The following is a 13,584-nucleotide window of genomic DNA, read 5'->3' as shown; positions in this document are numbered from 1 at the left end:
GTTTTCGTACCCTTCGGCGGGGTAGTACTTCATTTTTATTTTGAGGCAATTTTTATGTCAGATGCGCTTATTGTTTCTACTGCACGTACCGGTCTTGGGAAGTCATACCGCGGCGCTTTGAACGCCACGCACAGTGTGGATCTCGCCGGGCATGTTATTAAACACGCGGTTGCTCGTGCGGGTATTGATCCGGCGATTGTTGAAGACGTGATTCTTGGGGCAACGTTCCACGAGGGCGCTCAGGGCAAGAACATGGCTCGTTTGGCGGCCATTCGTGCGGGTTTGCCGGTGACCACCGCCGGGCTGTCGATCAACCGTTTTTGCAGTTCGGGTTTGCAGTCGATCGCTATCGCGGCGCAGCGGGTGGTTTCCGAGAAGGTGCCGGCGATGGTGGCTGGCGGTGTTGAATCTATTTCTCTGGTGCAGAACGATAAGCTCAACAGTTTTCATGCGACCAATGAGTGGTTGATGAAGAACAAGCCTGAGCTGTACATGTCGATGATTGAAACGGCGGATATCGTAGCCCAGCGCTATAAAGTGAACCGTGAGTCTCAGGATGAATACGCTTTGATCTCCCAGCAGCGCACGGCGGCCGCGCAGGACGCAGGCAGGTTTGATGATGAGATTGTGCCTTTTGACGCGACCATGCTGGTGAAGGACAAGGAAACGGGTGAAGTCAGCAAGAAAGACGTCACTCTCACACGTGATGAGTGCAATCGTCCGAACACGACGCTTGAGGGTTTGCAGAGCCTGAACGCAGTGCGCGGTGAGGGCAATTTTGTCACGGCGGGTAATGCCAGTCAGTTGTCTGACGGTGCGTCTGTTTGTACGGTGATGAACAGCACCTATGCCGAGAAGAACAATATTGAACCCATGGGCATTTTCCGGGGCTTTTCCGTAGCCGGGTGCGAGCCGGATGAGATGGGCATTGGCCCGGTGTTTGCCATTCCGCGTCTGTTGGAGCGCAATGGTTTGACCATGGATGACATTGATCTGTGGGAACTGAACGAAGCCTTTGCCTCGCAAGTGGTTTACTGCCGTGATCGCTTGGGCATTCCCATGGAAAAACTCAACGTAAACGGCGGCTCCATTTCCATCGGCCACCCCTACGGCGTAACCGGTTCCCGCCTTGCCGGCCATGCCCTGATTGAGGGCAAACGCCGCGGCGCCAAGTACGTTGTTGTTACCATGTGCATTGGCGGAGGCCAAGGCGCGGCTGGTCTGTTCGAAGTTGTATAACTGGCGTTGAGCCGGCCCCGGGGTGGGGTGCCTTTTCTGTCGGGAAAAACAACTCGCTGCGCTCAGACATTTTTTCCCGACAGAAAAGGCACCCCACCCCGCGTCCAGCTCCTTCAAAGGTGTTAGCCCTCCAGATTACTAACAGGAAGCACTTACCATGGACAGAAAAGCCAAAGCTGTTGTTTGTCGTGAATGGGGCCAGCCAGTTCAGGTGGAAACCATTACTGTTGAAGGCCCGAGACGGGGTGAAATAACCCTCAAAATCGCCGCCTGCGGCGTTTGCCACAGCGATCTATCCGCTACGACTGGCAAAATACCCTACCCGCCACCTTTGGTACTTGGCCACGAAGCCGCCGGAGTGGTCATAGAAGTCGGCGAGGGCGTAACCGAGTTCCAGGAAGGCGATCACGTGGTCAGCTCCTTTATCTCCATGTGTGGCAAGTGCCGCCAGTGCGTGCGTGGCCGCCCCGTGCTGTGTGAGAACGCCCGCAAGGCCATGTTCACATTGCCCGATGGCACCGTGAGAACCAAAGATTCCAACGGCGAGCCCCTTAACGTATTCGGAGCCTGCGGTGTAATGGCGGAATACGCCACCATGCACGTGGATAACTGCGTAAAAGTCGACAAATCCGTGCCCATGCAGAATGCGGCGCTTGTGGGTTGTGCGGTAATGACCGGCGTCGGTGCCGTCTTCAACACCGCACAGCTGGAGCCGGGCTCCCGTGCGGCAGTCTTCGGGATTGGTGGGGTTGGTCTCAACGCAATCCAGGGCTGCGCGACGGCTGGTGCAGAGATGATCGTGGCCGTAGACAGCAATCCCGGGAAGCTGGAAATGGCGAAAGAGTTTGGTGCAACCCATACCATCAATATCAACGACGTAGAGGATGCAGCCAAGGCCGTTAAAAAGCTGACCGGCGGCGTGGACTACGCCTTTGAATGCGTTGGCGCAGGCGCTGTTGTAGAGCAGGCCTATAAAAGTCTTGGCCGTGGCGGCACAGCCATTGTTGTAGGCGTCTCTGATCCGAAGGACAAAACCTCAATAACCACACTGACTTTGCCAGCAGACGAACGCACTTTGAAAGGAAGCTGGTTGGGTTCGGCCCGCCCGCAATATGATTTCCCGCGCATCATCGGGCTGTACAAAGCCGGAAAGCTGAAGCTGGATGAGCTGGTTACACGCACCTACCCCATTGAAGAAGCTGCCCAGGCTTTTGATGACATGGTGGCGGGCAAGAATGCCCGCGGCGTGATTGTGATGGAGCCCTGATATGAAAACGAGAATTACCGAGATGTTTGGCATCCGCCACCCGATCATTCAAGGGGGCATGCACCATGTTGGCTATGCCGAGCTGGCATCCGCCGTCTCCAATGCTGGCGGTTTGGGTATCATCACTGGGCTCACCCAGCCCACGCCTGAGGATCTTGCGCGGGAGATTGCCCGCTGCCATAAGATGACCGACAAACCTTTTGGCGTGAACCTCACCTTCCTGCCTTCATTCAATGCGCCGCCTTACCCCGAGTATATTGATGCGATTGTTGAAGGTGGAGTAAAGGCCGTTGAAACGGCGGGCCGCAGCCCGGAAAAGTACATACCTCAGCTCAAGGCTGCGGGCATCAAGGTGATTCACAAATGCACCTCTGTGCGCCACGCCCTGAAAGCGGAAAGGATTGGCTGTGATGCCGTCAGTGTTGATGGCTTCGAGTGTGGTGGTCATCCGGGTGAAGATGACATACCAAACTTCATCCTGCTCCCTCGGGCGGCTGAAGAGTTGAAGATTCCGTTTGTTGCCTCTGGCGGTATGGCCGATGGCCGCAGCCTGGTGGCCGCCATGGCCCTGGGTGCTGAAGGCATGAACATGGGCACCCGCTTCCTGGCTACCAAAGATGCGCCCATTCACGACAACGTCAAACAGGCGATTGTGGAGGCGGATGAGCTACAGACTCGTCTGATCATGCGCAACCTGCGCAATACCGAACGAGTTCTGAAGAACGCCGCTGTTGAGGAAATCATCCGTATTGAAAAAGAAAAGGGAAAAACTGTGATCATCGATGATATCCGTCATCTGGTCACCGGCGCCAAAGGCCGTCTTGTGCTGCAGGAAGGCAAAATGGACGAAGCCGCCTGGAGCTGCGGCATGGTGGCGGGGCTGATTCATGATATCCCCACCTGCGATGAGCTGATTCAGCGGATTGTGGCGGAGGCCGAGTCGATTGTGCGCAAGCGCCTGACGGGCTTTCTCGAAGACTAGTGCTTGCGATTTCCCGGGTTTACCGGGAAATCGTCTTGCTCGCAGACACAGGCCAATCGCCTGACCATCGCACACAGTCTCTTCATTAGCCCTCTGTTCAATGCTTTGTTCAGTGCCGTATTTAATAATGTACTTGTCAATCTCACCGATGGTCGGTGACTCCCCGCTCAAGCGGGTTACAGGTGCGCTCCATGCGAGCCGCGTTAACCGCAGAGATGTCTCTGCTATTGGCGGATAACGAACACCGAACAATCGGCGTGACGAACCACCCGTTCAGCTGCCGAGCCGATAAAATAGCTCGAAAGTCCCGGCCGTCGGGCCATCATCAGAATGGCGTCGGCGCTGATCTCCGAAGCGTGCTCGAGGATCCGATCATGGACGACACCCTCGCGGGTAGTGACGTTCAGGGTGACACCTTCCAACTGCAGTGATCTGGAAAGGCGCTGCAGTTGGGCGTGCGCCTCCCTCTCGTGGTCGTCGTAGTAGCTGCCCTCTAGCTGGGGTGAGCCGGCCTTATGGGCCAGAGTCGGGTCTACGTAGAGCAGGGTGATACTGCCCGCGCCATCGATCAACAAGCGGGCCGCTTCCATCAGTCGGGTGAGCTGCTCCTGATGGGCGAGGTCGATAGGGATCAAGATTTGATTGAACATAGAGCCTCCTCAACCCATCACTTTGTTGGGCAGCCAGAGCACGATCTCCGGGAAGATCATGCATAGAATCAGCACGGCCAGATTCAGTGTGATAAAGGGTGTGACTGACCGGTAGATCTCGCCCATTCCGACGTCAGGCGGAGCGATGCCCTTCAGGTAGAAAAGTGCGAAGCCATAGGGTGGCGTCTGCACAGCGATCAGGATGTTAAGAATCATCAGCACCCCGAACCAGATAGGGTCGTAGCCCAGGGAAACCGCGATGGGAGTAAACAGCGGCGCACACATCAGCACGATGATGAACTCGTCAATAATGAATCCCAGCAGCAGCATGATCAACTGAAACATGATGATGATCATGATGGGTGGCAGGTCCATGCCGGTGGTGATCTCCGCGACCATATTCTGCACGCCCATCAGCAGATGGAAATTGCTGAACACCGAGGCCCCGAAGATGATCCACATGGCCACACTGACCAGGGTGGCGGTCTGGAAACCGGCGGCCTGGAACATGGCCGGCTTGAACCGCTTGAACAGAATCGCCAACAGGATGGCACCCACGACTCCGATGGCGCCCGACTCAGTCGGGGTGGCAATGCCACTGATAATGCTGCCCAGCACCACGAAAATCAGCAGCAGGGCCGAGAGGCCGTCGCGCAGGATGACGAACTTCTGTTTGGGCGTGCGGGGTTCCACATCGGTATTGTCTTTGTCCAGGGGCGCCCGGTCCGGGTTGAGTTGGCAGCTGATGACCACGTAGGTGATCAGAAGCACGATCGTCAGCAAGGCCGGTATCATGGCGCCCAGAAACATGCGCCCGACCGAGTTCTGGGTCGCGGCGGCGAACATTATCATGGGGATGCTGGGGGGAATCAGGATGCCCAGGCCTCCGCCCGCCATTATGACGCCCAGCGCCAGGCGCCTGTTATAGCCTCGGTCCAGCATCGGACGCAGGGCAATGCTGCCGGAGGTCATGATGCCGGCACCGATGATGCCGACCATGGCGCCGATCATTGAGCAAACCCCGATAACGCTGATGGCCAGGGAACCACGTACCCGGCCGATCAGCAACTGGCTGGCGTTGAACATGGCATCACCGATCCCGGACTTGGTCAGCAATTGCCCCATGTAGATATACAGGGGAATAGCCAGCAGGATAAAACTGAAAAAGGTCGATTCCAGGGTCGTTGGAATGACGTTAAAGATGCCGTCGCCCCAGGTCATATAGCCGATCGCCATGGCGATTCCACCCAGAGCGAGGCCCACGGGGGCGCCCAGGGCGAAGAAGATCAGGATGCACAGCAGCAGCACCCCGGTCAGCAGTTCAATGCCCATGATGGGTTCCCTCTTTTTGTTTCAGCAGCGGGGTCCCCGTCGCCAGATAATAAATATCGTTCAATGTGTCCCGCACCAGTTGGGCAATAAAGAGCGCGCAGGCGATAATCATCATCACCCAGAAGTGATACATAGGCGGCGCCCATTCGCTTTCGCGACGGTAATCGTACTCCAGGGCCTCCAGCAGTTTGCCCGTGCTGACCTTCACGATAATGATCAGGAAGAAGATGCCCAGGGCGAAGCCGATAAGGTTAAAGACGCTCTTGGTCTTGGGTGAGACGGTGAGGTAGAGAATGTCGACGTTGATGTGTGCCCGCTTCTGCTGGGCATAAGCGCCGCCCAGAGCTGTGACATAGCCGAACAGAAAGAGCGACAGGTCGTAGGCCCAGATGGTGGGGCTGTCCAGGACGTAGCGAGCGAATACTTCATAGGCGACGATGCCGGCCAATAGAGGCATCAGGTAGGCCGCTGCTTTGCCTGTCAGCATGACAATTAAATCGATACTGTGGCAGAGCCCCCTCAGAAAAGTATGGAACATAAGGGATCTCCTGAAATCATGTAAAAGGCGGAAAGCACCGTGTACTTTCCGCCTCCTCCCGGCCTCTTCAGCTTTTGAGGCCGATTAAGTCGGCACGTAGCACCGGCTTAATCGTTGGCATTCAGGATATCGATCAGTTGCTTGCTGTACTTGCCCTGTGCGGCGTACTCTTCCCGCAGAGTGGCGCCGGCAGCAGCCCAAGCCTTCTTGTCCGCTTCGCTTGGCTCCGGGCTCCACTCCAGTCCCTTGGCTTTCATATCGGCCAGAGCCTCGCTTTCCCACTGCTTGGACTTGGTCAGCTGCTCCTCGGCATGGATCTCGGTAGCCTTGCGCACGGCTGCTTTGAGGTCATCGGGCAGCTTGTTCCAGTCACTGCGATTAACAATGATCGGCAGTACCTGAGCGCCGGCGAGGGGCAAAGGGTACATGTATTTGGCCACTTCAACATGGTTACCGTCGCGGTGATCGATCATGTTGCTGCCGATGGAACCGTCGATGACGCCGGTGGCCAGGCTGGTGTAAATCTCACTCCAGGCCATAGAAACCGGGGAAGCGCCCAGGTTACGCAGGAACTTGCCGTAGGCACCGGGGGCGCGGATCTTCAGGCCTTCGAAATCTTTCACCGAATTGATTGGATTCTTGGTCAGAATATACACCGGTGGCTGGATGTACGGTTCGAGCCATACCATCCCCTGGGAGCCGTAGGCCTTTTCCAGGACCTCGCCCCAGCCCTTTTCGTGGAACAAGCTATAGAGTTTATCGGTATCGTCGGTACCGCCGGGAAGGCCGATCTCGACAACCCCGGCCGGCAGTTCCCCGGCGTGCATCGACTGGAACGGTGCGCCCATGGTGATCAGCCCGGACTTTACCGCGCCCAGCAGGCCGGTGGTGCCGACTCCTTCGCCCGAGTAGAGAACCTGTACCTTGATTCGGCCATCAGAGAGCTCCTCGATGTTCTTGCCCAGATTTTCGTAAAGCTCGCCAAAAGCTGTGCCCCGGCTATAAAGATTGCTGAAACGCCAGTTGTATTCGGCGGCAGCGACATCAGCGGCTACGACGCTAAGCCCCAGCCCGAGAGCGAGCGCTGAAGTGTAAAGCTTCTTCTTCAGTTTCTTGGCAGTATTTAACATTATGGTTTGTCCTTTCAGGGCTTTAATTTTTTTATCCTCGTTTTTGAGTGTAGCAGGCGCAACTGCTGTGGGTGCCCTGCCGCGTCAATTATCTTTGCCGATCCGTACTGCCTCAGTAAAAACTAAACTCGTCGCCAGAGTGAGTCACCAGGATTGTTATGTGGTTAAACGCTGGGCAATAAGCACAAAAAGGACGCAGTAGCACCAATGGGGCGCAGCGATTTAGTTTGGCCTCGTTATGTTTCAACTGGCTGTGGAGATGCGATGGCAAAGCTTCCTTTAAAAAAGCGCTATCTCTGTCGGCCAATTAATAGGGGATGATGGATCCATAGCATAGAGCCAGCCGTATATGTTATCTCAGAAACTGGTGAAAAATTATGAGCTCCAGTAAAAGCCTATTGATAACGCTTTCTTTGCTCGTTACCGCAGTTCTTACGCAAGCGACGGAGCAGAAGGAACTGATATTCCTTAATTGGTCGGATTACATGGATCCGGAGATCCTGGAGGAGTTCGAGCAACGCACCGGCATTATGGTGAAACAGACCTATTTCGAGTCTGATGCCCATCGGGATGAACTTCTGATCGAAACGGGAGGGCGGGGCTTCGATGTAGCGCTTATCGATGGCACCTCGATTCGGATTCTGGCAAAACGCGGCTGGCTAGAGCCTATTGATGAAACGGATATTCCCAACCTGAAGCATATTGATCCGCGTTGGCGCGCGATTCACGAGGAAGCTGAGGTCTATAGCGTGCCCTATTTCTGGGGTACGCTGGGCATCGCCTATCGCCAGGATCTGGTGCCTTTCCCTGTTTCAAGCTGGATGGATCTGTTGCAGCCAGCCGAGGAGCTTCGGGGCAGGGTGGCGATGATCAGCGATACCAGAGACCTGATTGGCGTTGCACTGAAGGCGTTGGGTTATCCGCTCAACAGCACCGATGCACAAGAACTCAAGGAAGCTGAGGCGCTACTGCAGACGCAAGCACCGGCAGTCAAGACCTACAAATACGTTTCGCGGGATGAAAGTTCCGCTTTGGTGAGCGGCCAGGTCGCCATGAGCATGATGTATAACGGCGATGCCATGATGGTGCAGGAGCAACACGACGAGATCGCCTTCGTGCTTCCCGATGAAGGCGGCAATATCTGGGTCGACTATCTAAGTATTTTCAGCGCCTCAACAGAAAAGGCCGCAGCCAAACAGTTCATAGATTTTCTCAACGAGCCGGAGGTCGCTGCGCGGCTGGCGCAGTTCGTCTATTTTGCGACGCCGAACAGCGCCGCCGAGGCATTGCTGCCGGCTGAGTTCAAGAGCGACCCGGTTATCTATCCGAGTGCGGAGGCGTTAAAGAAGTCTGAAACCTATCACCGCCTGCCCGCTCGGGGCCAAAAAAGCCGTGCAGCGATTTTTTCGCGTCTAGTCAACTGAGCCCCAAATACGCCTATGCGCCTTCATGCCAAGGTTTTATTAGTTGTCGTACCCTTAGCGGTGATTCCGCTATTGGTCCTGGGGTGGTTTGCTTATGACCAGATGCACTCGACGGCGGTAGAACGCAGCTCGAGCCAGATAACGACGCTGATGGATCAAATGACGTATAACTTTCAGAGGCGTCGGGGCGTTGTCGAAGCTAACGTCGAGCTGTTTGCCGACTCTTCGTTAATGCGTACATATGCGCTGACGCAAGACGAGGAAGAACGGTATGTGTTGATGCTGCCTTCCCTGATGAAGTTGTTCTCCAGTTATCTGCGCGCCTATCCCGATTACTCCGAGATCCGCTACCTGCTACCGGATGGCTACGAGGATGCTCGTACCACATTGATGCGGATACCAAATGCCACTGAAGAGGAAGGCGATACACCGTTCTTTCAGGAGCTCAGCCGGTTTGACGGCGAGACATTCGTTCAGGTTTCCAATCCACCTGAGAGCAGTGCGATCTCGCTGCAGGTCGCGCGACCCATTCGACTGATCGACCTGGCCACTCAGGACCCGCTCAACAGCAATCCGACGCTACGCGGTTATCTAGTGGTCACTATGGGGCTGGATTTCATGGCGGAGCAGATGGTCACTAGCCGGATTGGCAAAAACGGCCATGCGCTTGTCGTCAATGAAGGCGGCAAGATTCTACTCCATCAGGATCCCTCCCGGTTGGGTCAGCAACTACCGGCGTCGCTATTGAATAAGGTCTTGAAGGCGGAAGAAAGTAAGCAGCTTGTGCCGGCATCCTATCAAGAGACAGATAGTCTTTTGGCGACCCGGCGCCTGCACGAAGGCCTGCTGTTGGTCGGTGTGCTGCCGGAGTGGGAGCTGCTTGAAGAAAGCCAGCGGCTGGGGAATATTGTCGCCTGGGTCATACTCGGCACCGTGGTTCTGATGATAATCGTGCTGTTGATTGCCATGAATTTTCTTATGGTTTACCCATTGAAACAGTTGATGGTGGCAGTTCGTGAGATCGGTGATGGAAACCTGGCACCAAAGATCGCGTTATCAACCAAAGACGAGTTGGGCCAGTTGGTGATGAGTTTTCAGGAAATGGCAGGCAACCTGGAAAAATCACGCATCAAGATCGAGCGCCTGGCTTACCACGACAGTCTGACCGGCTTGCCAAATCGATTCCAGGCCCACGAAAATCTGCGCCACATGATCTCTCTCGCTCGCCGGGATAACGGCAAGATGGCGGTACTGTTTCTCGACCTGGACAACTTCAAACGGGTCAACGACACCCTGGGTCATCAGGTGGGCGATCAACTACTCAAGGAAATGGCAACCCGTCTCACTTCAGTCCGGCGTGAGGAAGATGTCATCCACCGCGAAACCCCTCAAAACACGTCGGATGTTCTCGCTCGCCTGGGTGGCGACGAGTTCGTTGTTCTGTTATCCAGAATCAACAGTTCAAAGGATGCGGCCAGAGTTGCCTCACGTATTCTCGATATCATGAAGCTACCGTTCCATTTCGGTGATAAGGAGATATACAGCAGCTGCAGTATTGGTATTTCACTGTTTCCCGATGACGGTACTGAGGTGGATGATCTGATAAAGCGTGCCGATGCCGCCATGTATCAGGCAAAAGAGCAGGGGCGTAATAATTTCCAGTTCTATTCCGCTTCCTACAATCTTGCCGTGTTCGAACAGATCTCGCTCGAAAGCAGGTTGAGACATGCGTTAAGCAATAACGAGTTAGAGCTTTATTATCAGCCGCTGGTGCAGGCCAGGACAGGTAAGATCGTTGGGCTGGAGGCTCTGCTGCGCTGGAATGACCCACTTGAGGGGATTATTCCCCCGGCCCGGTTTATTCCAATCGCCGAGGACAGCGGGTTGATTCTGCCGATTGGCGAATGGGTTCTGCGTGATGCCGGGCGTCAATTAAGTATCTGGCAGGCTGAGGGGCTCACCGATGCCTTTGTATCTGTTAATGTCTCTGCCATACAGCTACAGCGCCAGGATCTTGCCACTATTGTCGGTCAGGTACTGAAGGATAACGGGCTTCACCCCAGGCAGCTGGAGCTGGAAATTACCGAAACCGCTCTTATGAAGATCAGACCAGAGGTGATCGACGATCTGGACAGGATGCGTAAAAAAGGCGTAACGATTTCTCTGGATGATTTTGGTACCGGTTACTCATCCTTGAGTCTTCTGCAGGAATTGCCCATAGACAAGCTCAAGATCGATAAAGGCTTCGTGCGGGATATGCTTGTTGATCCCAAGGATGCCGCCATCGTATCGGCCATTCTGTTTATCGCCAAAAGCCTGGGGTTGCGCTCAGCCGCCGAGGGCGTCGAAACTCCGGAGCAGGCAGCTCGTCTTGCGGGTGAAGGCTGTGATCAGCTGCAGGGTTATCTGCTCTGCCGGCCGTTGCCAGTGGCTGAGATGACGCGGTTTTTGAAGAATCGACAACTTACTGCGACTCTCAAGCTAATATAGAGGTTGCATCGATATCCGTTTTTGGCGGGACGAGGGAGGTGCTAACGCATATGTCTGACAAAGAGCTCCGCACCAAATCCGATAAACAGTCCATCGACCAGTTTATCCAACAGGTTCGCAAGCTGCCTCAGCAAGGTGGGGGGCGAGGTGGCGAGCAGGGCAGGCTGATCTTTGCCCTGGATGCCACCGCCAGCCGGGATGCTACCTGGGATCAGGCTTGCCACTTGCAGAGTGAGCTTTTCCTGGCGACCAGGGATCTTGGCGGCCTGGCGATTCAGCTCTGTTATTACCGCGGTTTCAGGGAGTTCAAGGCCACGGGTTTTGTCACCGAGACCGGCCAGTTGCTTAGCCTGATGAATGGCGTTACCTGTCTGGGCGGGCGTACCCAGATTAGCAGGGTGCTGGCGCACGCCAGAGAAGAAACCCGGGCAAAGGCCGTCAAGGCTGTGGTGTTTATCGGGGATTGTTGTGAGGAGCCGGCGGACGAACTCTGTCATGTTGCCGGCGAGCTGGGCATGTTGAAAACCCCGGTGTTCATGTTCCACGAGGGCACCGACGCACACGCCAAAGCCGTATTCCAACAGGTGAGCAAGTTGTCGGGAGGTGCCTATGCGCCCTTTGATCGTAACAGCCCTCAGGTCCTGAAGGATCTTATGGCCGCTGTTGCGGTCTATGCTTCCGGGGGAGTCAAGGCTTTGCAGGATTATTCCAGCCGTAGCTCCGCAGAGGTTAAGCGTTTGACTCAGCAGATCAGATAGCGCTTGTTTCAATCAACCGGTGGGCCAATTGGCCCGGAGTATCCGTGTGCCACTAACGCTTCTGGTTATCGTAATAACGGTTGTTGCATGGGTCTGGCTACGCAACCAGCCGCCCAGCCAACGAAAACCAGCTATTATAAAGCTGGCGTTGATTGCCAGCGTTCTGATATTGGCTCTTTTGGCTGTTACCGGTCGTTTGAACATCCTGTTTGCCTTGCTGGTTTTCCTGTTTCCACTGTTGCGCCGGGTGCTGCCTTCTTTGTTGATGGGTCGGGTGGCGGGCTTGGGAATGGGTGGAGCCAAGGCCAAACCGGGCAGCCAGTCTCATGTTGCCAGCGAGATCCTCGACATGACTCTGGACCATGACTCCGGAACCATGAGCGGTGAGATATTGAAAGGCCCCATGGCCGGGCGGTCGCTGGCGGATCTGGGCGAGAATGAATTTATCGAATTATTGCAGTATTGCCGGCACCATGACGAGGACTCTGTCCGGCTTCTGGAAACCTATCTGGACCGTCGCTTCGGGGATTCCTGGCGTGCTGACGACCCGGCGGGTGATGACAGCGCAGGAAACAGTGAGGGTGAAAATTCTGGTAGCGGCGACCATCTCACCGACAGCGAAGCCCTGGATATCCTGGGGCTGGAGGCGGGTGCCAGTCGGGATCAGATCATCCAGGCCCACCGCCGGGTGATGCAAAAAATACACCCGGACCATGGTGGCAGTAACTATCTCGCTGCCCGTGTGAACGAAGCCAAAGAGCGACTGCTGAGCTGAGAGACATAATGGAACCTACTGGATCGCTAAAGGACAGTTAAATGAGAGACGGGGACGCCGGTCCGAATACCTCCGCCAAAAAGAAGGCCGAGGAAGCTGCGGAAGAACAAGAGACTCGTGCCAAGGTTCGGGATCGAGAATCCCGCGAGCAGACGCCCACGTCGGCCGAAAAGTCACTGACTCCGAAAGAGCGCGATACCGTATCCGAGCATGGCAATCTGTCGCCGCTGACGGTTTACTCTATCATCCTGCGTGAGGGCGAAGACGAGCTTCGACGCCCGAACATCTCACTCTGGTGGTCGGGTGTGGCGGCCGGAGTCGGGATTTCGACCTCAGTCCTTGTTGAAGGCATTATTCGCTCCAATCTTGGCTCGGATCACCCGTACCTGACGTTGATTGAGAGCCTCGGCTACTCATTCGGATTTGTTCTGGTCATCCTGTGCCGGCTTCAACTGTTTACTGAAAACACGATCACGGTTGTGCTGCCGGTTCTTGCTGACCCGACGCGCAACCGGTTCTATTGCGCCGCGCGCCTTTGGGGAATAGTGCTCGCGGCCAATTTGTGTGGCACGTTTCTTACTGCCGCCATCGGCGTTCATGGGGGCATCCTTCCCGCCGAAACCCTCGCGGCAATTATGGAGATATCGCACCATTTAGCGAAGCTGACTCCGGCCGAGACATTTTTACGTGGTATACCATCAGGGTTTTTTATAGCGGCATTAGTGTGGATGCTGCCTTCGGCGAAGAGATCTGAAGTGCTGGTTATCGTCATGTTCACCTGGTTGATCGCAGCGGGTGATTTTACCCATGTTATTGCCGGGTCAAATGAGATTTTTATCCTGGTGCTCAGTGGGGAAATGAATATGGTTAACGCGTTGATCTACCATATTTCCCCTGTACTCCTCGGCAACATTCTCGGCGGCACAGGGTTGTTCGCGATGCTGGCCTATGGTCAGGTTCATGAAGAAATGTGACGCGGAATGCGTGGAAGAAGTGTGG

At 55.3% G+C, this 13,584-nt stretch carries 12 protein-coding genes; 8 read left to right on the top strand and 4 right to left on the bottom strand.

From position 1 onward, the window contains the following. The first annotated feature begins 54 nt into the window (after positions 1–54). The 3 genes from ACN0V1_RS00950 to ACN0V1_RS00940 all read left to right on the top strand — a co-directional run bounded on the left by ACN0V1_RS00950 (position 55) and on the right by ACN0V1_RS00940 (position 3,488). A complete protein-coding gene (locus tag ACN0V1_RS00950; RefSeq protein WP_417543189.1) occupies positions 55–1,239 on the top strand; it encodes an acetyl-CoA C-acyltransferase in 1,185 nt (394 codons plus the stop codon). A 157-nt stretch (positions 1,240–1,396) separates the two neighbouring features. Beyond that, positions 1,397–2,506 carry a zinc-binding dehydrogenase gene (locus ACN0V1_RS00945; protein WP_417543188.1) on the top strand — a complete coding sequence of 370 codons (1,110 nt, stop codon included), beginning with the start codon at positions 1,397–1,399 and terminating at the stop codon, positions 2,504–2,506. A gap of 1 nt (position 2,507) precedes the next feature. Further along, on the top strand, positions 2,508–3,488 hold the full coding sequence (locus ACN0V1_RS00940) for an NAD(P)H-dependent flavin oxidoreductase (RefSeq protein ID WP_417543187.1): 981 nt from the start codon (positions 2,508–2,510) through the stop codon (positions 3,486–3,488). Positions 3,489–3,712: 224 nt separating this feature from the next. On the opposite strand, the gene ACN0V1_RS00935 is transcribed toward ACN0V1_RS00940, so the two are convergent. The 4 genes from ACN0V1_RS00935 to ACN0V1_RS00920 all read right to left on the bottom strand — a co-directional run bounded on the left by ACN0V1_RS00935 (position 3,713) and on the right by ACN0V1_RS00920 (position 7,138). Further along, entirely contained in the window at positions 3,713–4,138 is a 426-nt protein-coding gene (locus ACN0V1_RS00935; protein ID WP_417543186.1) for a universal stress protein, read from the bottom strand. 9 nt (positions 4,139–4,147) lie between these two features. Next, positions 4,148–5,470 carry a TRAP transporter large permease gene (locus tag ACN0V1_RS00930; RefSeq protein WP_417543185.1) on the bottom strand — a complete coding sequence of 441 codons (1,323 nt, stop codon included), beginning with the start codon at positions 5,468–5,470 and terminating at the stop codon, positions 4,148–4,150. Beyond that, positions 5,460–6,008: a TRAP transporter small permease subunit gene (locus ACN0V1_RS00925; protein ID WP_417543184.1), complete on the bottom strand. Its 549-nt coding sequence runs from the start codon at positions 6,006–6,008 to the stop codon at positions 5,460–5,462. The genes ACN0V1_RS00930 and ACN0V1_RS00925 overlap by 11 nt, the downstream gene beginning before the upstream one ends. A 107-nt stretch (positions 6,009–6,115) precedes the next feature. After that, complete coding sequence (locus tag ACN0V1_RS00920) at positions 6,116–7,138, bottom strand: TRAP transporter substrate-binding protein (protein ID WP_417543183.1); 1,023 nt, start codon at positions 7,136–7,138, stop codon at positions 6,116–6,118. Positions 7,139–7,515: 377 nt separating this feature from the next. Here ACN0V1_RS00920 and ACN0V1_RS00915 point away from each other — a divergent pair, with 377 nt between their 5' ends. From ACN0V1_RS00915 to ACN0V1_RS00895, 5 genes are all read left to right on the top strand, one after another. Beyond that, on the top strand, positions 7,516–8,562 hold the full coding sequence (locus ACN0V1_RS00915; RefSeq protein ID WP_417543182.1) for a polyamine ABC transporter substrate-binding protein: 1,047 nt from the start codon (positions 7,516–7,518) through the stop codon (positions 8,560–8,562). Between the two features lie 159 nt (positions 8,563–8,721). Beyond that, positions 8,722–11,052 carry an EAL domain-containing protein gene (locus ACN0V1_RS00910; RefSeq protein ID WP_417543181.1) on the top strand — a complete coding sequence of 777 codons (2,331 nt, stop codon included), beginning with the start codon at positions 8,722–8,724 and terminating at the stop codon, positions 11,050–11,052. 50 nt (positions 11,053–11,102) lie between these two features. Then, positions 11,103–11,810, top strand: a complete 708-nt coding sequence (locus ACN0V1_RS00905) for a VWA domain-containing protein (RefSeq protein WP_417543180.1) — start codon at positions 11,103–11,105, stop codon at positions 11,808–11,810. Between the two features lie 46 nt (positions 11,811–11,856). Beyond that, positions 11,857–12,585: a molecular chaperone DnaJ gene (locus ACN0V1_RS00900; protein ID WP_417543179.1), complete on the top strand. Its 729-nt coding sequence runs from the start codon at positions 11,857–11,859 to the stop codon at positions 12,583–12,585. Positions 12,586–12,626: 41 nt separating this feature from the next. Further along, a complete protein-coding gene (locus ACN0V1_RS00895; RefSeq protein WP_417543178.1) occupies positions 12,627–13,559 on the top strand; it encodes a formate/nitrite transporter family protein in 933 nt (310 codons plus the stop codon). Positions 13,560–13,584: the final 25 nt, after the last annotated feature.

The organism is Marinobacter sp. (genome assembly GCF_048266785.1).
GTDB lineage: Bacteria > Pseudomonadota > Gammaproteobacteria > Pseudomonadales > Oleiphilaceae > Marinobacter.
The sequence above is the reverse complement of the archived record's forward strand: the minus strand, read 5'-3'. Positions and strand labels throughout refer to the sequence as shown.

What these genes read in the sequence shown, in the direction of transcription:
- ACN0V1_RS00950 (WP_417543189.1), top strand. Translation starts at nt 55, where the DNA reads ATGTCAGATGCGCTTATTGTTTCTACTGCACGTACCGGTCTTGGGAAG.
- ACN0V1_RS00945 (WP_417543188.1), top strand. Translation starts at nt 1,397, where the DNA reads ATGGACAGAAAAGCCAAAGCTGTTGTTTGTCGTGAATGGGGCCAGCCA.
- ACN0V1_RS00940 (WP_417543187.1), top strand. Translation starts at nt 2,508, where the DNA reads ATGAAAACGAGAATTACCGAGATGTTTGGCATCCGCCACCCGATCATT.
- ACN0V1_RS00935 (WP_417543186.1), bottom strand. Translation starts at nt 4,138, where the DNA reads ATGTTCAATCAAATCTTGATCCCTATCGACCTCGCCCATCAGGAGCAG.
- ACN0V1_RS00930 (WP_417543185.1), bottom strand. Translation starts at nt 5,470, where the DNA reads ATGGGCATTGAACTGCTGACCGGGGTGCTGCTGCTGTGCATCCTGATC.
- ACN0V1_RS00925 (WP_417543184.1), bottom strand. Translation starts at nt 6,008, where the DNA reads ATGTTCCATACTTTTCTGAGGGGGCTCTGCCACAGTATCGATTTAATT.
- ACN0V1_RS00920 (WP_417543183.1), bottom strand. Translation starts at nt 7,138, where the DNA reads ATGTTAAATACTGCCAAGAAACTGAAGAAGAAGCTTTACACTTCAGCG.
- ACN0V1_RS00915 (WP_417543182.1), top strand. Translation starts at nt 7,516, where the DNA reads ATGAGCTCCAGTAAAAGCCTATTGATAACGCTTTCTTTGCTCGTTACC.
- ACN0V1_RS00910 (WP_417543181.1), top strand. Translation starts at nt 8,722, where the DNA reads ATGACGTATAACTTTCAGAGGCGTCGGGGCGTTGTCGAAGCTAACGTC.
- ACN0V1_RS00905 (WP_417543180.1), top strand. Translation starts at nt 11,103, where the DNA reads ATGTCTGACAAAGAGCTCCGCACCAAATCCGATAAACAGTCCATCGAC.
- ACN0V1_RS00895 (WP_417543178.1), top strand. Translation starts at nt 12,627, where the DNA reads ATGAGAGACGGGGACGCCGGTCCGAATACCTCCGCCAAAAAGAAGGCC.